Here is a 17,295-nt window from a genome sequence, read left to right as displayed (position 1 = left end):
CGGGCCTGCGTCACCCTGGATGGTGACGTGGGTCCTGCGGCGGGAATGCGCGGCGGCTCTCGTCGGTTGGCGTGGACATGAAGTTTGGTATCTCCACGTTCGTGACCGACGAGGGCATCAGGCCCGGCCCGCTGGGAGTGGCGCTCGAGGAGCGCGGGTTGGACTCGTTGTTCCTCGCCGAGCACTCGCACATCCCGACGAGCCGGGAGTCGCAGCTTCCCGAGGGTGGCGAGCTGCCGCGCAAGTACTTCCGCACCCTGGACCCGTTCGTGGCGTTGACCGCGGCGGCATCGACGACCAGCACCCTGACGGTCGGCACGGGCGTGGCCCTGCTGCCGCAGCGCGACACGATCCACACCGCCATCGAGGCGGCGAGCCTGGACCTGGTGTCGGGTGGACGGTTCGTGTTCGGCGTCGGAGTCGGCTGGAACCGCGAGGAGATGCGCAACCACGGCACCGACCCGGCGACCCGCGGCAAGCTCATCAACGAGCAGTTGCAGGCGATCCGGGCACTGTGGACCGAGGACGAGGCCGAGTTCCACGGCAACTTCGTCGACTTCGACCCGGTGTACGCGTGGCCGAAGCCGGCGCGTGAGCCGCATCCGCCGATCTACGTGGGCGGGGAGAGCCCGGCGGCGCTGCGCCGGACGGTGGAGTTCGGCGACGGCTGGCTCCCGCGCCCGCACACGAAGCCGGAGGAGATCCGCGACGCACAGACGTGGTTCGCCGAGCAGGGACGGCCGAACCTGCCGATGGCGATCTTCGGCGCCCCGTCCGACGAGCGGACCATCGAGGGCTGGGCCGAGGTCGGCGTCGAGCACGTGACCTTCATGCTCGAGACGGCCCCGAGTCCGACACCCTCCGCCAGCTCGACGACCTGGCGACCTTCGCCGAGCGCTACCGCTCCTGAGGCTCAGTCGAGGAGGAGGTGGACGGACAGTTCGAGGCGCTTGGCGACGTCGGCGGCGGAGGCGCGGCGGGTGACCCAGGCGACGAGGTTGGCCATCCACACGTCGGCGATGACGTGGAAGACGTCGCGGTCGTGGTCGGTGGGTTCGTCGATGCCCATGGCCTTCGCGAACATGTTCTCCATCATCGCGCCGACCTGCTCGACCTCGGCCGCGGCGGTGGTGTCGGCGAACATGAACGCCCGCACCATCGCCTCGGTCAGGTGCGGGTCGCGCTGCATCAGCCGCGTGTTGCGGCCGAGGACCACGAGCAGCCGTTCGGTCGCGTTGTCCCCGGGGATGGTGGCCCGGTCCAATTTGTCCTGTGCGCGTTCGAACTCGCGCGCGAGGCCGGACACCAACAGGTGGATCTTCGACGGGAAGTAGCGGTACAGGGTGCCGAGCGCGACGTCGGCGCGTTCGGCGACGGCGCGCATCTGCACCGCGTCGTAGCCGCCCTTCGCTGCCAGCGCCAGGGTCGCATCGAGGATGCGCTTGCGCCGGTCGCGCTGGGCCGCCGTGCCCGGTTCCTCGCTGCCCATCGGGCCGAGCGAGCTCGAATTCCGGGCGGCCGACTTGGTGGCGGCCGGCGCCTTGGGCTTGCTTGCCATCGGCTGTCTCCTGCGTGACGAACGTGCAGAACCTGTTCCACTCCAACTGGCCACTGTACCGAAGATTCGCTGGCGCCGTTGCTCGGGTGACCCCCAGTTAAGTGAAACATGTTCTACAATCGGCGTCGTGAGCATCGCGATGACAGACGAACAGCGTGCCCTGGCCGACGCCGTGACGGGTGCGGCCGCCGCGGCCGAACCCGAGGTCGCGATCGCGGGCATCGGACTGCCCGGCATCGCCGTCCCCGTCGAACTGGGCGGCGCAGGCGGCACCGTCGTCGACCTCGCGGCGGGTATCGAGGCGGCCGCCGAGAGGCTCGCGGGATCGGGTGTCGTCGGCACCGCGCTCGCGGCGCTGGCCCTGGCGCGGACGCCGGAGCATTCCGCGGCGGTGGAGTATGTTCCCGCGCTGGCCGGGGGCACCCTGCGCGCCGCCGTTGCCGTCTCGACCGGCACGCTCGCGGCCGAACCCCTCGCGGCCGAACAAGGCGCCGACGGCGGCCTCGTGGTCTCCGGGACGTCGCCGGCGCTGCTCGGCGACGCCGACGCCGACCTGCTGGTCCTCGCCGCGGACCGTGCCGGATCGCCGGTGTGGTTCGTGCTCGCGGCCGAGCGCGCGCGGCCCACCGCTGGGGAGTCGTTCGACCTGAGTCGGCCCGCGACGACGGTCGAGCTCGACGCGGTGACCGTGCCGGCCGAGGCGGTGCTGGCCGCGGCCGAGATCCCCGAACTGGCCGCCGTGCTCGCGGCGGCCGAGGCCTCGGGAGTGGCGTCCTGGTGTGTGCGCACGGCCTGCGACTACGCGCGCGTGCGCGAGCAGTTCGGCGCGCCGATCGGCACGTTCCAGGCCGTGCAGCATCTGTGCGCGGAGATGCTGTGTCGCGCCGAGACGGCGGCGGCGCTGGCGTGGGACGCGGCCCGCGCGGCCGACGGGACCAACGACGGGCGCGACGACGGGGGAGATGCCGCCGAGCAGCTGACCGTCGCCGCCACCGTCGCCGCCGCGGGCGGCGTGGACGCCGCCGTCGAGGTGGCCAAGGACTGCATCCAGGTCCTCGGTGGGATCGGCTTCACCTGGGAACACGACGCACACCGCTACCTGCGGCGGGTGGTCGCGCTGCGGCAACTGCTGGGCGGCGGGGTGCGCTGGCGCAGGCGGGCGGGGGAGCTGACCCGCGCCGGGCTCCGCCGCCGCGCGACGGTCGACATGGATACCGACACCGACGACGCAGCCACCGCCGACCCCGAGGCCGTGGGTGGGATGCGCGCCGCCGCGGCGGCGCTCGCCGACGAGCTCGCCGGCGTCGAGCCCGAACAGGTGCGGAAGCGGTTGGCCGACACGGGTTTCCTCGTGCCGCATTGGCCGCGGCCCTACGGGTTGGATGCCACGCCGGCCCAGCAGCTCGTGATCGACGCCGAGTTCGACCGGGCGGGCGTGGTCCGGCCCGATCTGGTCATCGGTGCCTGGGCGCTGCCGACGATCCTCGAGCACGGCGACGACCGGCAGCGTGAACGGTTCGCGGCGCCGACGCTGCGGGGCGAGATCACGTGGTGTCAGCTGTTCAGCGAACCCGGTGCGGGATCGGATCTGGCGTCGCTGCGCACCTCGGCCGAGGCCGTCGACGGGGGCTGGATCCTGCGGGGGCAGAAGGTCTGGACCTCGTTGGCACAGGAGGCCGACTGGGCGATCTGCCTGGCCCGCACCGATCCGGACGCCCCGAAACACCGCGGGATCACCTACTTCCTCGTCGACATGCGCGCCGAGGGCATCGACGTGCGGCCGCTGCGGGAGATCACCGGTGAGGTCCGGTTCAACGAGGTGTTCCTCGACGGGGTGTTCGTCCCGGACGCCGACGTCGTGGGCGAGGTCGGCGGCGGGTGGTCGCTGGCGCGCACGACCCTGGCCAACGAGCGGGTCGCGATCGGCGGCGGATCGGCGGTGGGCGAGGCGGTCGAGGGCCTGCTGCGGTCCTGTCCGGACATCGACGCCGAGCGGCTCGGCCGCCTGGTGGTCGACGGTTCCGCCGTGTCGGTGCTGGGCGTGCGCGACACGGTGCGCCGGCTGGGCGGCGGACAGCCCGGTGCGGAGTCGAGCGTGCGGAAACTCCTCGGTGTCCGGCATCGCCAGGAGGTCGCGGAGGTCGCGCTGGACGAGCTGGGCACCGGTGGGGTGATCGCCGATGGGGCGGCGGCGGACGCGCAGCACGAGTTCCTGCTGACCCGGTGTCTGAGCATCGCCGGGGGCACCACGCAGGTCCTGTTGAACGTCGTGGCCCAGCGGATCCTGGGGCTGCCCCGCGCGGCGAGCTGACGGCGAACCGGCCCGGCCATCCCCTTGCCAACGGGGACGTGTCCGCTACAAACTAGAACATGTTCCACTAGTTACCACCGCACCAGTCACCATCGTCGGCGGCCGTGAGGAGCAGCGTGGATTTCACCCCGACCGAGACCGAGCGTGAGGCGGGCGCTCTCGCGGCGCAGGTCCTGGCCGACACGGCGGTCGAACCGACCCGCGCCTGGGCGGCCCTGGCCGAGACCGGACTGCTCGCCCTGGGCGTGCCGGAACGGCTCGGCGGCGCCGGGCTCGGTATGACCGAGGTGGCGGCCGTCGTCCGGGAGGTGGGCCGGGCCGGTTCGCGCGCGCCCGCATGGTCGACGTTGACGACGGTACTGCCGACCCTGCTGGCCGCCGAACCCGACGAGACCCGCGACGACCTGGCGTGCGCGGTCGCCGCGGGGGAGGCCCTCGTCACCGCGGCGCTGCACGAACCGTCGGCGCCGATGACCGAATCCCCGGCCACCACGGCAGAACACCTGGGCGGGACCTGGCGGCTCGACGGGGTGAAGACCGCGGTCCCGTTCGCCGCCGTGTCCGAACGCATCCTCGTGCCCGCGAGCCTGCCGGGCGGCGACGTCGCCCTGTTCGTCGTCGACCCGACCGGAGCCGGGGTGCGCGTGACGCCCGTCCACACGGCCTCCGGCGCACCCGAGGCCGTGGTGCGGTTGGAGAGCGCGCCGGTCGACCCGCCGCTCGACACGGCTACCGCGCCGGGCGAGTCCCTGCGTACGTTGCATCGGCACGCCCTCGCCGGTGCGGCGGTGTTCGGTCACGGACTGCTGGCCGGTGCGTTGGCGCTGACGAAGGACCACGTGGCGACGCGGGAGCAGTTCGGCCGCCCGTTGGCCACGTTCCAGGCCGTGGCACAGCAGATCGCCGACGTCTACGTCGCCGCCCGCACCGTCGGCCTGGCCGCCGACTCGGCGGTGTGGCGACTCGCCACGGCTACGCAGTCCGATGCGGACACCGATCTCGCGGTCGCCGCGTACTGGCTTGCCGACCAGGCGCCGGCCGCCGTGGCCACCTGCCATCACCTGCACGGCGGCGTCGGGCTCGACGAGACCTATCCGCTGCACCGGTACTCGTCGCTGCTGAAGGACCTCGTCCGCGGCATCGGCGGCGTCGCGCTGCGGCTGGACCGGGTCGCGCGCCCGCGGAAGGGAACTGAATGGACATCGCGCTCACCGCAGACCAGCGACGGCTGCGCGCCGAGCTGCGCGCCTACTTCGCCGAGTTGCTGACCACCGAGGAACGCAGGTTGCTGCGCACCGAACGGCACGGGCCGACGTACCGCGAGGTCGTGCGCCGCATGGGCCGCGACGGCCGGCTCGGCGTCGGCTGGCCCGAGCAGTACGGCGGACGGGGCTTCGGCCCGATCGAACAGCACATCTTCGTCGACGAGGCCGCCCGCGCGGACGTGCAGCTGCCGTCGGTCACGTTGCAGACGGTCGGGCCGACGCTGCAGCGCTACGGCAGCGAGGAGCAGAAACGCCGCTTCCTGCCCGCGATCCTCGCCGGCGAGGTGCATTTCGCCATCGGCTACAGCGAACCCGAGGCGGGCACCGATCTCGCGGCCCTGCGCACGACGGCGGTGCGCGACGGGGATTCCTATGTGGTCAACGGGCAGAAGATCTTCACCACGGGCGGCCACGACGCCGATTTCATCTGGCTGGCCGCCCGCACCGACCCGGAAGCGCCGCGCCACAAGGGGATCTCGATCCTCGTCGTCGACACGTCCGACCCGGGCTACTCGTGGACCCCGATCATCACCTGCGACGGCGCCCACCACGTCAACGCGACCTACTACAGCGACGTGCGCGTACCGGCGTCGATGGTCGTCGGCGAGGTGAACGCGGGCTGGAAGCTGATCACCACCCAGCTCAACCACGAACGCGTCATGCTCGGCCCGGCGGGGCGGATCGGCGGACTGTACGACCGGGTCCGTGCATGGGCCGCCGCCCGCAAGACCCCCGACGGCACGGTCGTGCTCGACCTGCCGGACGTGCGCCGCGCGCTCGGCGAGATCTACGCCCTGCTGCGGGTGAACGAGCTGCTCAACTGGCAGGTCGCGGTCACCGACCCGGGCGCGACACCGGCGCGATCGCCGATGCGTCGGCCACGAAGGTGCTGACCTCCGACCGGCACCAACGCGTCAGCCGACTGCTCGAGGAGATCGTCGGCCGGCACGGCGATCCGTCCGATCCGGACACCGCCGAGCTGGCCGAGTGGCTCGACACGCTCACCAAACGCAACATCGTGCTGACCTTCGGGGGTGGCGTGAACGAGATCCAACGGGAACTGATCGCCCAGTTCGGACTGGGCCTGCCGAGGGTTCCCCGATGAGCAGGGGCGCGAGCGTGCAGCAGACCACCGACCGGCACACGGCCGACCAGGAAACCGCCGAGCAGGCGCGGATCCGGGAGGCGGCGGAGAAGGTCGCCGCGGAGGGCCCGTCGGCGCCGCGGCTCGCGCGCGACCCGGTGAACCAGGCGATGGTGAACAACTGGGTCGAGGCGATCGGCGATGCGAACCCGGTCTACACCGACCCCGAGGCGGCCGCGGCGTCCGTCCACGGCGGACTCGTCGCCCCGCCCGCGATGGCGCAGGTGTGGACCATGCGCGGGCTGCACGGCACGCGCGCGGCCGACGACCCGTTCGGGCGGATGCTCGAGGTGCTCGACGCGGCCGGTTACACCTCGGTCGTCGCGACCAACTCGGCGCAGACCTACCACCGCTATCTGCGGCCCGGAGAGCACGTCGCGTCGTCGGCGACGTTGGAGGACGTCGTCGGGCCCAAGCGCACGGCCCTCGGCGAAGGCTGGTTCGTCACCACGCGCACCACGTGGACGGTCGGCGACGAGGTCGTGGCCGAGATGACCTTCCGTGTCCTGAAGTTCCGTCCTACCGAGCAGGACCCGGCGCAGCCGCAGGACTCCGCTGCGGACAAGGTGGCCGCGGCCGACACGGCCGACACGGCCGACGCTGCGGACGAGAAGGCGTCGGCGCGCGCGCGGTCGGTGTTGCGGCCGGTCGTCACGCAGGACAACGCGTTCTTCTGGGAAGGGCTGCGCGAGGGCGAGCTCCGCATCCAACGGTGGGGCGAGACGCTGCGCCATCCGCCGGGGCCGATGTCCCCGCACGGCGACCTCGACGCCCGACCGGACTACGTCGTGGCCGCCGGCACCGGCACCGTGTACAGCTATCTCGTGCACCACCACCCGCCGGTTCCGGGCAAGGAGTTGCCGTTCGTCGTCGCGCTCGTCGAACTGGACGAAGGGGTACGCGTGCTCGGCGAGCTGTCCGGGATCGAACCCGAGGACGTCCGTATCGGGCTCGCGGTCGAGGTGTGGTTCGACCGGATCGACGACGACCTGACCCTGCCCGCCTGGAGGCCCCGAGCATGACCGTCACCGTGGGCACCGAACTGCCCGGCCTGACCGTGGCGGCGACGCCGACGTTCGTCGTCTCCACCGCCCTGGCCACCCGCGACTTCCAAGACGTCCACCACGATCGGGACGCCGCGGTGGCACGGGGGTCGAAGGACATCTTCGTCAACATCCTCACCGACACCGGCCTGGTGCAACGGTTCGTGACCGACTGGGCGGGCCGGGACGCGCTCGTACGGTCGATCGACATCCGGCTCGGCGTGCCCTGCTACGCCGGGGACACGCTGACGTTCAGCGGACGGGTGTCCGAGGTGGACGGATGCGACGTGACGATCGCAGTATCGGCCACGGGAAGTCTGGGCCAGCACCTGTCGGGAACGGTACGGATCGAGGTGGCCGCATGACCGGGGCGGCGATCGTGGGAATCGGTGCGACCGAGTTCTCGAAGAACTCGGGACGCTCGGAGTTGCGGTTGGCGGTCGAGTGCGTGCGCGCGGCGCTCGACGACGCGGGACTGACGCCGGCCGACGTCGACGGGCTGGTCACGTTCACCATGGACGGGAACGCGGAGATCGCCGTCGCGCGCGAGCTCCGGATTCCGGAGCTGTCGTTCTTCAGCCGGATCCACTACGGCGGCGGCGCGGCCGCGGCGACGGTCCAGCAGGCGGCGATGGCCGTCGCGACCGGCGCCGCCGACGTCGTCGTGGCCTACCGGGCGTTCAACGAGCGGTCGGGACACCGATTCGGGCAGGTGTCGTCGGCCGCGGCCCAGCAGATCAACACCTCGGGCGTCGACAACGGCTACCACTACCCGGCCGGCCTGGCGACCCCCGCGGCGACGGTCGCGATGGTGGCGCAACGCTACCTGCACGACTACGGCGCGACCACCGAGGCGTTCGGGCAGATCGCCGTGACCGCCCGCGCGCACGCGGCCACCAATCCGCACGCCTGGTTCCACGGCAAGCCGATCTCACTGGCCGAGCACCAGACCTCGCGCTGGGTCGCCGAACCGCTGCACCTGCTGGACTGCTGCCAGGAGAGCGACGGCGGCGTGGCACTCGTGATCACCAGCGAGCGCCGGGCCAGGGACCTGCCGCTCGCGCCCGCGGTGGTCGCCGCGGCGGCACAGGGCAGCGGGCCCGAGCAGTACATCATGACCAGCTACTACCGTGACGACCTCGCCGCCCTTCCGGAGATGGGCGTGGTGGGCCGGCAGCTGTGGGAGTCCTCGGGACGGTCGCAGTCCGATGTGGACGTCGCCGTGCTCTACGACCACTTCACGCCGTACGTGCTGATGCAGCTGGAGGAACTCGGCTTCTGCGGCCGCGGCGAGGCGCCGGACTTCATCGCCGACGGACGCCTCGACCTCGACGGCGAACTGCCGCTCAACCCCCACGGCGGGCAGCTGGGGGAGGCCTACATCCACGGCATGAACGGCATCGCCGAAGGGGTCCGGCAGATCCGCGGCACGGCCGCCAATCAGGTCTCGGGTGCGGAGACGGTGCTGGTCACGGCCGGGACGGGCGTGCCGACCAGCGGCCTCGTCCTCACCGGGGCGTGAGGACGGCGTCGGACAGCACGGGCGCCTCGTCGCGCTCGAGCGACGTCGCGGACACCACGAGCCGCCCGTCCTCCCGCCAGATCCGCACGCGCAGGGTCTCGCCGGGCAGCACGATGCCGGCGAACGTGGCCGACCACCCGCCCACGCGCGTGACGTCACCGTCGAGCGCCGCGTCGGTCACGGCCTTCGCGACGACGCCGTAGGTGCACAGTCCGTGCAGGATCGGGGCGTCGAACCCGGCCGCGCGGGCGAACTCCGGATCGGCATGCAGGGGATTGCGGTCACCGCACAACCGGTACAGCAACGCCTGCTGCGGCAACGTCGGCACGTCGGTGACGAGGTCGGCGTCGCGGTCCGGGGTCGGGACCCGCGCGGATTCCCCGCGGTGCCCGCCGAAACCGCCCTCGCCGCGGGCGAAGATGCTCGAGCGCGCCGTCCACAGGGGATTCCCGGACTCGTCGACGACCTCGGTCTCCTGCACGACGACGGCGGCCTTGCCCTTGTCGAGCACGTCGGCGATCCGGGTGCGCGCCGTGGCCTTGCCCGCGGTCGGCAGCGGGCGGTGCGCGAGCACGCTCTGGGTGCCGTGCACGACCTTGGCCAGGTCGATCTCGATGCCGGGCATGCGCACGGCGGGCGGTTCGGTGGCGTGCATCGTCGCCGCGACCGTGGCGAACGTGGGCAGCACGCGCAGGTCGTCCTCGAGCGCGTACCGCAGTTCGGCCGGGTCCGTCGGCCGCGCACCCGCGCCGATGGCCAGGTGGTACAGCAGGACGTCGGAGGCCGACCAGCTGAAGGTCGATTCGCCGAGCTCGGCGCCGATGGCGACGTCGGGGTCGATGGGCATCGACAGGCTCCTACTCGTAGCTGATGGACACGTCGTCGGTCAGCGGGAGCGACTGGCAGGCCAGCACGATCCCGTCGGCGATGTCGTCGGAGTCGAGCACCTCGTTGTTCAGCATCTTGACCTCGCCGCTGGTGACCCGGCAGGCGCAGGCACTGCACTGCCCCTCCCGGCACGAGTACGGCGCGTCGCGGCCCGCCTCGAGCAGCACGTCGAGGAGCTTGTCCTGGCGCCGCCACGTGTGCTCGGTGGTGACCCCGTCGAGCTCGACCGTCACCCGCGCCGGCGCACCCCTCGCATCCCCAGCAGCTTCCGGGCTCGCCGATTCCGCGCTCGCCTGTGCTGCGTTCGGTGCTGTGTTCGGTGTTGTGGTCGGAGACTCGGCGGGGACCGCGTCGGCGAACGGGTCGCCGCCCAGGGACACGAACGTCTCCTTGCGGATCGCCGAGCGCGGCGTACCGGCGGCCTTCAGCGCCTCGGTCACGGCCCGCATGTACGGACCGGGACCGCACACGAACGCGCTGCGGCCGGCCAGGGCCGCGGCGATCGGTGCGAGCCGGTCGGCCGTCGGCAGGTCCTGGAGGCTCTCGAGCCAGTGCACGACCGTGAGCCGGCCGGGATGGGCCTGTTCCAGTTGGCGCAGCTGCGCGGCGAAGATGACCGACGCCTCGTCGCGGTTGGCGTAGACGAGCGTGAGCCTGCCCGTGCCGTGCTCCAGCACGGACCGGAGGATCGACAGCACCGGGGTGATCCCGCTGCCGCCGGCGAACAACGCCAGATCGGTGTCGAGATCGGCCGGGGTGAACACGCCGGCCGCGGGCAGCACGTCGAGTTCGTCGCCGGGGGAGACGTTGTCGCACAACCAGTTCGACGCGTAACCGTCGCGTTTGACCGTCACCTGTGGACGGTCGCCGGACAGCGGCGAGCTCGACAGCGAATAGCACCGCGCCACGGAACCGCCACCGGCGGCCGGCACGCGCACGGTGAGGAACTGGCCCGGCCGGTAGTCCAGCTCCGCGTCGAACACGATCGAGCGCGCCTCGGCGGTCTCGTCGACGACGTCGGCGACCCGCAGGCGCAGGATCTCGGTGACCGCGGCCTCCGGGGAACCTACCTGGTCAGGCACGACGAAACACTCCCTCCCGGTCGGCGGCGGCGATGCTCTCCCGCAGCCGGGCGCACGGCCGGGCGCGCGCAGACGGTGTGCCCGCCGCGACCTGCTCGGCCAGTTCGGGACAGCTCGTGGCGGCGTCGCTGATCCACTGGATACTCGTGTGCTGCGGACTGTTCTTCTTCGCCAGCACCGTCGTCGCACACGCCGCGCACGTGACCGGGACCAGACCGGAGGTCAGGAACTCGTCGGTCTCGGCCCGGGTCTGCGTGCGCACCTCGTCGACCGGCGCCGGACCGATCGACGTGGGGGTGGTGTCGGCGGCCAACTCAGGAAACCCCGCTCGCCGTCGCGCCCGCAGCCTCGCGCTGCTGCCGCTCGACGTTCTCGGCCACCTCGCGCTCCCACACCTCGTTGGCGCGCGTGACATCGACCTCGAACTCGAACCGGCGGGTCATGTCCTCGTCGACCTCGGCGACGTCCACATAGAACTGCTCGTACCACCGGCGCAACTGGTAGACCGGCCCGTCCTCCTCGCACAGCAACGGATTGTCGATGCGCGTCTTGTTCTTCCAGATCTCGACGTCCTGGAGGAAGCCGACGCCGACACCCTCGGCGAACTTGCGGGCGATGCCGTCGGCCTGGTCGTCGGAGATGCCGGGAGGCTTGCGCACGGCCACACCCCACTGCAGGACGAACGACGTCGGGCTCACCGGATAGTGGCAGTTGATGAGCACCGTGTCGATCTTGAAGCCCTTGTAGTTGTTGTGCAGCGTGTTGATCATGTACGCAGGGCCGTAGTACGAGGCCTCCGACTCGAGCAGGTTGTCCTCGCCTCCGTAGTTCGACGACATGCCCATGTCGGCGCGGCCCTTGCTGTTGAGGTACTGCGAGGCGATGTGGCCCTCGAACACGTTCTTGAAGTACGTCGGGATCCCGTAGTGGATGTAGAAGAAGTGCGCCATGTCCACGACGTTGTCCACGATCTCGCGGCAGTTGGCGCCCTCGATCGTGACCGAGTCCCAGGTCCAGTTGCTCCACTCGCCGGAGAAGATGCCGTCGATCTGCGGGATCGTGACCTCGGCCGGCGGCGGGTTGCCCTCGGGGTCGTGCCAGATGAACAGCTGTCCGTTCTCCTGCATCGTCTGCCACGCCCGCGTGCGGGCGCGCAGGGGCACGCGCTTGGCGTAGGGGATCGATTTGCACTTGCCGTCGCCGCCCCACCGCCAGTCGTGGAACGGGCAGGCGATCTCGTTGCCCTTGACCTCGCCCTGGGTGAGGTCGCCGCCCATGTGGCGGCAGTAGCCGTCGAGCACGTTGAGCTCGCCGTCGCCGCCGCGGAACACGACGAGTTTCGTGCCGAACGCGTGGATCGCGTGCGGCTTTCCGTCGTCGAACTGCTCCACGAGGCCGAGACAGTGCCAGCCGCGGGCGAAGCGCTCGGGCGGAGCACCGACGTCGATCGTGCGGACCGGTCCTGCCTGCGTCATGACGAACCTCCAGCTTCCCGGGCTGCGGTGCCCGCGAACCATCCCTGCGCGTGTGGCGTGGCGCCTGCAACAGGTTCCACGCCGTTGGTCGGTGACAACGGTCGACTCCGCACACCATAGACGAGAACGTGTTTCAGTTCTACCGGTGATCCACCAGGTCGTGCGCCTGTCGGTCGCGAAAGCCGGTGTGCAGGGGTGGACTGTGTTCTCGCGGCTCCGGGATCTCGGGGCGCCTGTGACGCGCCGGTCGGGTGTGCTCCGCGTGACAAAAACGAGAACGTGTTCTACTGTCGGACGGGTACAGGGAACGACGGACCCGAGTCGGTCCGGCGGACAGGAACGGGGCAGGCATGAGCGAGCAGGGCACGGATGCGGTGATCGCCGGGATCGAGGAGTTGCTGCCCGTCCTGCGGGAGCGTGCGCAGGACGCCGAGGACGCACGCCGGATTCCCGATGAGTCGATCAAGGCCCTGCAGGAGACGGGGTTCTTCAAGCTGCTGCAACCACGGCCCTACGGCGGGTACGAGGCCGATCCGGTGACCTTCTACACCGCGGTCAAGCTCATCGCGAGCGCCTGCGGGTCCACCGGCTGGGTGGCGTCGATCCTCGGGGTGCACCCGTGGCATCTGGCACTGTTCGAGCAGCAGGCCCAGGAGGACGTGTGGGGCGGCGGTGCCGGCAGCGACGGCATCGACACGCTCGTGTCCTCGTCGTACGCGCCGATGGGCAAGGCCGACATCGTCGATAGTGGGGGCGCCCCGCCAATGAGGGCGTAGCCGGCGGGGGAGGCTACCGGCTGAGTGGGCGGTGGAGCTTCTCGTCGGGCTGCGGACACGCGACGTGGGTGCTGCTCGGCGCGCCGGCGTTCGACGCCGAGGGCAAGCCGGTCGACTTCTGCACCTACCTGCTGCCGGCGGCCGACTACACGGTCGACGACGTGTGGGACACGGTCGGCCTCCGGGGCACCGGCAGCAACGACGTCATCGTCGAGGACGTGTTCGTCCCGCAGCACCGCGCACTGAGCTTCCAGCTGACGTCCAAACTGGACACACCGGGGCAGAAGGTGAACCCGGGGCCGCTTTACCGGCTGCCGTACGGCTCGGTGCATCCGAGCACCATCACCGCCCCCATCATCGGCATGGCCCAGGGCGCCTACGACGCCCACGTCGAGCACCAGCGCAGCCGGGTGCGCGCGGCCTACGCGGGGGAGAAGGCGCAGGAGGACCCCTTCGCGAAGATCCGGATCGCCGAGGCGGCCAGCGAGATCGACGCCGCATGGCTGCAGCTGACCCACAACATCGACGAGCTGTACCAACTGGCGCGCCGCGAGGAGAAGCTGCCGTTCGCGACCCGGCTCCGCGTGCGCCGCGACCAGGTCCGGGGCAGTGAACGGGCCATCGCCGCGATCGACCGGCTCTTCGAGAACTCGGGCGGGCGGGCCCTGCAGGTCGGCACCCCGATCCAACGGTTCTGGCGCGACGCCCACGCCGGGCGCGTGCACGCGGCCAACGACCCGGAACGCGCCTACACGATGTTCGGCACCGGCGTGTTCGGGCTGCCCGTCCAGAACGCGATGGTGTGACCCGCCGTGACCGCGGTGATGACGGTCCAGGTACGTCCGAGGAGAGGCGAATGAGCGAGGGTTCGTACGTCACGACGGCCGACGGGCTTCGGCTGCACTACCACGAAACCGGCGGCGACGACGGCCACGCCGACACCGTGATCCTGCTGCACGGCGGCGGACCGGGGGCCTCGGCGTGGAGCAACTTCTCGCGCAATCTCGAGGTGTTCGGCAAGCATTTCCACACGATCGCCGTCGACCAGCCCGGGTTCGGCCGCTCGGACAAACCGACCGAGCATCCGCAGTACTTCGTGCACAGCTCGACCGCCGTGGTGGGCCTGATGGACGCGCTCGGCATCGAGAAGGCGCACCTGGTGGGCAACTCGCTCGGTGGGGGCACCGCGGTGCGGCTCGCGCTGGACCACCCGGACCGCGCCGGCCGGCTCGTGCTGATGGGCCCCGGCGGTCTGAGCGTGAACCTGTTCGCGCCGGACCCGACCGAGGGTGTGAAGAACCTGGCCCGGTTCGCGGCCCCGGCCGGGCCGAGCCGCGAGAAGCTCGAGGCGTTCCTGCGCGTCATGGTCCACGACCAGTCGCTGATCACCGACGAGCTGATCGACGAACGGTTCGCCGCCGCCTCGACCCCGGAGTCGCTGGCCGCGATGGGAGCCATGGGCGCCTCGTTCGGCGGACCCGACTACGAGAAGGGCATGCTCTGGCGCGAGGCCCACCGGCTACGCCAGCGGGTCCTGCTCATCTGGGGACGCGAGGACCGCGTCAACCCGCTCGACGGCGCGCTCGTGGCCCTCAAGACGATCCCCCGCGCGCAGCTGCACGTGTTCGGCCGATGCGGGCACTGGGCCCAGCTGGAACGTTTCGACGAGTTCAACCGGATCACGACCGACTTCCTCAAGGACACCTGATGGGCATTCGTTCACTGGCATACCTGCGGATCGAGGCCACCGACATGGCGGCCTGGCGCGAGTACGGACTCAAGGTGCTCGGCATGGTCGAGGGCGAGGGCACCAATCCGGACGCCCTGTACCTGCGGATGGACGACTTCCCCGCACGGCTCGTGATCGTGCCGGGGGAGACCGACCGGCTCGCGACGGCCGGCTGGGAGACCGCGAACGCCGCCGATCTGGAGGAGGTGCGCCGGAGCCTGTCGGCGCACGAGGTGCCCTTCAAGGAGGGCACCGCCGAGCAGAAGGCCGACCGCGGCGTCGACGAACTGATCGAGTTCACCGACCCGTCCGGCAACACGCTCGAGGTCTTCCACGGCGTGGCCCTACAACACCGCCGGGTGGTGAGCCCGTACGGCCACCGCTTCGTCACCGGCGAACAGGGCCTCGGCCACGTCGTGCTGTCCACGCACGACGACGCCGCGGCACTGCACTTCTACCGCGACGTGCTCGGGTTCCGGCTGCGCGACTCGATGCGCATGCCACCCGAGGTCGTGGGCAGGCCCGCCGACGGCGAGCCTGCGTGGCTGCGGTTCTTCGGCTGCAACCCCCGCCACCACAGCCTCGCGTTCCTGCCCATGCCGACCCCGAGCGGCATCGTGCACCTGATGGTCGAGGTGGAGAACACCGACGACGTGGGGCTGTGCCTCGACCGCGCGCTGCGCCGCAAGGTGCCGATGTCGGCGACCCTGGGCAGGCACGTCAACGACCTGATGCTGTCGTTCTACATGAAGACCCCCGGCGGCTTCGACGTCGAATTCGGCTGCGAGGGCAGGCAGGTCGACGACGACACGTGGATCGCCCGCGAGAGCACCGCCGTCAGCCTGTGGGGTCACGACTTCTCGGTGGGCATGCGGTGACCAGCGTCGAGGCCGGCGACCCGGTGGCCGGTGAGCCGGCCACCGGCGAGGTGGATGTGGCTGCGGACGTGGCGGAGCGGTTCCGCTCCGTGCTCGGCCACTTCTGCACCGGCGTCGCCGTGGTCACGGCATGCGAGGCCGACGAACCCGTGGGCTTCGCGTGCCAGTCGTTCGCCGCGCTCTCGCTGGACCCGCCGCTGGTGCTGTTCTGCCCGGCGACGACGTCGCGGACCTGGCCGGTGATCGAACGCGTGGGCCGGTTCGCCGTCAACGTCCTGGCCGGCGACCAACACGAGGTCAGCGTGGCCTTCGGCTCACCCGGCGGCGACAAGTTCGGCTCCGTGTCCTGGCACGCCGGCCCCGGCGGGGCGCCGCTCATCGACGGTGCGCTGACCTGGGTGGACTGCACCGTCGACACCGTGCACGAAGCCGGCGACCACTACGTCGTCATCGGTCGGGTCACCGGACTCGGGGCGGTGTCCACGGGCCGGCCACTGCTGTTCTACCGCGGACGCTACGCCGTCACCGAAGCCCCACCCTCCGGCGAGCTGTTCGACTGGCCCCGCCCCGACGACTGGTTCTGACCTGCGACCGGACCCACCTGCGGCCCGGGCCGCGACGACCCGTCGATAACCTTCGGGCCATGACGAAGGTTGCCGTGGTGACGGGTGCAGGAACAGGGATCGGCCGACAGGTCGCGCGGGCACTGCTGGGGGAGGGCTACCGCGTCGCGCTCGCGGGCCGGCGCCCCGAACCGCTCACCGAGGCCGCCGACGGCCACGCCGACGCGCTGACCGTTCCCACCGACGTCACCTCGCCCGAATCCGTCGAGGCCCTGTTCACCACCGTGCGCGAGCAGTGGGGCCGCGTCGACGTGCTGTTCAACAACGCCGGCACCACCGGCACCCGCGGCTCCGTCGACACGCTGTCCGTCGAGGACTGGCAGGCCGTCGTCGACGTCAACCTCACCGGCATGTTCCTCTGCGCCCGTCAGGCCGTGCGCATCATGAAGGAACAGGACCCGCGCGGCGGACGCATCATCAACAACGGCTCCGTGTCGGCCCAGACCCCTCGCCCCGAAACCGTCGCCTACGCCGCGACCAAACACGCCCTCACCGGACTGACCAAGTCCATCGCCCTCGACGGACGCGCCCACGACATCGCCTGCGGCCAGATCGACATCGGCAACGCGGCCACCGAACTCACCGCCGGCTTCTCCGCGTCGGCATGCCCCAGGCCGACGGCTCCCTCCGGCCCGAACCCACCTTCGACGCCGCCCACGTCGCCGACGCCGTCCTCGGCATCGTCCGCCTCCCCCTCGACGCCAACGTCCCCTTCATGACCGTCATGGCCAACGGCATGCCCTTCATCGGCCGCGGCTGACCCCGGGAGGGGGGCGTGGGGCTGGGGGCGCCCCGGGTCGCCGTGTCAGCACCCCACGTCGCCGTGTTGGCATCCTGCGTCACCGTGTTGGGGATCGGCGTCGTTGTGTTGGCGTTCTGGGGTGGGGTGCCTCGCCGGCGGGCAGGTCTCCGGGATGGTGGGCGGCTTCGCCGCTGCTCCGTGTCATCCCGTCGACCTCGGTTTTGGTGTATCACGCTCCAGGCAGGGCGCAAGGGTTCGC

At 71.2% G+C, this 17,295-nt stretch carries 13 protein-coding genes and 4 pseudogenes; 12 read left to right on the top strand and 5 right to left on the bottom strand.

Annotated elements, in window-relative coordinates:
* The first annotated feature begins 77 nt into the window (after positions 1–77).
* Positions 78–910: pseudogene (locus BJF85_RS16610) on the top strand (LLM class F420-dependent oxidoreductase).
* Positions 911–913: 3 nt separating this feature from the next.
* On the opposite strand, the gene kstR reads toward BJF85_RS16610, so the two are convergent.
* A complete protein-coding gene (gene kstR / locus BJF85_RS16605) occupies positions 914–1,558 on the bottom strand; it encodes a cholesterol catabolism transcriptional regulator KstR (RefSeq protein ID WP_075848811.1) in 645 nt (214 codons plus the stop codon).
* Between the two features lie 139 nt (positions 1,559–1,697).
* On the opposite strand from kstR, the gene BJF85_RS16600 reads away from it, so the two are divergent.
* The 6 genes and pseudogenes from BJF85_RS16600 to BJF85_RS16575 all read left to right on the top strand — a co-directional run bounded on the left by BJF85_RS16600 (position 1,698) and on the right by BJF85_RS16575 (position 8,843).
* Positions 1,698–3,869 carry an acyl-CoA dehydrogenase gene (locus tag BJF85_RS16600; protein ID WP_083666489.1) on the top strand — a complete coding sequence of 724 codons (2,172 nt, stop codon included), beginning with the start codon at positions 1,698–1,700 and terminating at the stop codon, positions 3,867–3,869.
* Between the two features lie 116 nt (positions 3,870–3,985).
* Positions 3,986–5,137, top strand: a complete 1,152-nt coding sequence (locus BJF85_RS16595) for an acyl-CoA dehydrogenase family protein (protein ID WP_075848808.1) — start codon at positions 3,986–3,988, stop codon at positions 5,135–5,137.
* Positions 5,065–6,239 (top strand): annotated as a pseudogene (locus BJF85_RS16590) (acyl-CoA dehydrogenase family protein). Before BJF85_RS16595 ends, BJF85_RS16590 begins: the two are co-directional and overlap by 73 nt.
* Positions 6,236–7,300: a bifunctional MaoC family dehydratase N-terminal/OB-fold nucleic acid binding domain-containing protein gene (locus BJF85_RS16585; RefSeq protein WP_083666487.1), complete on the top strand. Its 1,065-nt coding sequence runs from the start codon at positions 6,236–6,238 to the stop codon at positions 7,298–7,300. The pseudogene BJF85_RS16590 and the gene BJF85_RS16585 overlap by 4 nt, the downstream one beginning before the upstream one ends.
* Positions 7,297–7,686 carry a MaoC family dehydratase gene (locus BJF85_RS16580; protein WP_075848806.1) on the top strand — a complete coding sequence of 130 codons (390 nt, stop codon included), beginning with the start codon at positions 7,297–7,299 and terminating at the stop codon, positions 7,684–7,686. Before BJF85_RS16585 ends, BJF85_RS16580 begins: the two co-directional genes overlap by 4 nt.
* Complete coding sequence (locus BJF85_RS16575; protein ID WP_075848804.1) at positions 7,683–8,843, top strand: lipid-transfer protein; 1,161 nt, start codon at positions 7,683–7,685, stop codon at positions 8,841–8,843. The genes BJF85_RS16580 and BJF85_RS16575 overlap by 4 nt, the downstream gene beginning before the upstream one ends.
* Here BJF85_RS16575 and BJF85_RS16570 read toward each other — a convergent pair.
* Genes BJF85_RS16570 through BJF85_RS16555 form a run of 4 tightly spaced genes read right to left on the bottom strand, consistent with a single transcriptional unit; the run spans position 8,830 to position 12,288 of the window.
* Entirely contained in the window at positions 8,830–9,690 is an 861-nt protein-coding gene (locus BJF85_RS16570) for a MaoC/PaaZ C-terminal domain-containing protein (protein ID WP_075848802.1), read from the bottom strand. The two genes, BJF85_RS16575 and BJF85_RS16570, sit on opposite strands and share 14 nt — an antisense overlap.
* A 10-nt stretch (positions 9,691–9,700) precedes the next feature.
* Complete coding sequence (locus BJF85_RS16565; protein ID WP_075848800.1) at positions 9,701–10,813, bottom strand: ferredoxin--NADP reductase; 1,113 nt, start codon at positions 10,811–10,813, stop codon at positions 9,701–9,703.
* Positions 10,806–11,126 carry a hypothetical protein gene (locus tag BJF85_RS16560; protein ID WP_369822200.1) on the bottom strand — a complete coding sequence of 107 codons (321 nt, stop codon included), beginning with the start codon at positions 11,124–11,126 and terminating at the stop codon, positions 10,806–10,808. The genes BJF85_RS16565 and BJF85_RS16560 overlap by 8 nt, the downstream gene beginning before the upstream one ends.
* Position 11,127: 1 nt before the next feature.
* Complete coding sequence (locus BJF85_RS16555) at positions 11,128–12,288, bottom strand: Rieske 2Fe-2S domain-containing protein (protein WP_075848798.1); 1,161 nt, start codon at positions 12,286–12,288, stop codon at positions 11,128–11,130.
* Between the two features lie 350 nt (positions 12,289–12,638).
* On the opposite strand from BJF85_RS16555, the pseudogene hsaA reads away from it, so the two are divergent.
* The 5 genes and pseudogenes from hsaA to BJF85_RS16530 all read left to right on the top strand — a co-directional run bounded on the left by hsaA (position 12,639) and on the right by BJF85_RS16530 (position 17,054).
* Positions 12,639–13,870, top strand: a pseudogene (gene hsaA / locus BJF85_RS16550) (3-hydroxy-9,10-secoandrosta-1,3,5(10)-triene-9,17-dione monooxygenase oxygenase subunit).
* 50 nt (positions 13,871–13,920) lie between these two features.
* Complete coding sequence (gene hsaD, locus BJF85_RS16545) at positions 13,921–14,772, top strand: 4,5:9,10-diseco-3-hydroxy-5,9,17-trioxoandrosta-1(10),2-diene-4-oate hydrolase (protein WP_075848796.1); 852 nt, start codon at positions 13,921–13,923, stop codon at positions 14,770–14,772.
* On the top strand, positions 14,772–15,671 hold the full coding sequence (hsaC, locus tag BJF85_RS16540) for an iron-dependent extradiol dioxygenase HsaC (protein WP_075848794.1): 900 nt from the start codon (positions 14,772–14,774) through the stop codon (positions 15,669–15,671). The genes hsaD and hsaC overlap by 1 nt, the downstream gene beginning before the upstream one ends.
* A 50-nt stretch (positions 15,672–15,721) precedes the next feature.
* Positions 15,722–16,255, top strand: coding sequence for a 3-hydroxy-9,10-secoandrosta-1,3,5(10)-triene-9,17-dione monooxygenase reductase subunit (gene hsaB / locus BJF85_RS16535; protein WP_075848835.1), 534 nt, complete (start codon positions 15,722–15,724; stop codon positions 16,253–16,255).
* Between the two features lie 59 nt (positions 16,256–16,314).
* A pseudogene (locus BJF85_RS16530) lies at positions 16,315–17,054 on the top strand (SDR family oxidoreductase).
* Positions 17,055–17,295: the final 241 nt, after the last annotated feature.

The sequence above is a fragment of the Saccharomonospora sp. CUA-673 genome, from assembly GCF_001942305.1.
Taxonomy (GTDB): Bacteria; Actinomycetota; Actinomycetes; order Mycobacteriales; family Pseudonocardiaceae; genus Prauserella.
This window is presented reverse-complemented; position numbering and strand designations above follow the sequence as displayed.

Coding starts and splice junctions, on each gene's coding strand:
- kstR (WP_075848811.1), bottom strand. CDS start 1,558: ATGGCAAGCAAGCCCAAGGCGCCGGCCGCCACCAAGTCGGCCGCCCGG.
- BJF85_RS16600 (WP_083666489.1), top strand. CDS start 1,698: ATGACAGACGAACAGCGTGCCCTGGCCGACGCCGTGACGGGTGCGGCC.
- BJF85_RS16585 (WP_083666487.1), top strand. CDS start 6,236: ATGAGCAGGGGCGCGAGCGTGCAGCAGACCACCGACCGGCACACGGCC.
- BJF85_RS16580 (WP_075848806.1), top strand. CDS start 7,297: ATGACCGTCACCGTGGGCACCGAACTGCCCGGCCTGACCGTGGCGGCG.
- BJF85_RS16575 (WP_075848804.1), top strand. CDS start 7,683: ATGACCGGGGCGGCGATCGTGGGAATCGGTGCGACCGAGTTCTCGAAG.
- BJF85_RS16570 (WP_075848802.1), bottom strand. CDS start 9,690: ATGCCCATCGACCCCGACGTCGCCATCGGCGCCGAGCTCGGCGAATCG.
- BJF85_RS16555 (WP_075848798.1), bottom strand. CDS start 12,288: ATGACGCAGGCAGGACCGGTCCGCACGATCGACGTCGGTGCTCCGCCC.
- hsaD (WP_075848796.1), top strand. CDS start 13,921: ATGAGCGAGGGTTCGTACGTCACGACGGCCGACGGGCTTCGGCTGCAC.
- hsaC (WP_075848794.1), top strand. CDS start 14,772: ATGGGCATTCGTTCACTGGCATACCTGCGGATCGAGGCCACCGACATG.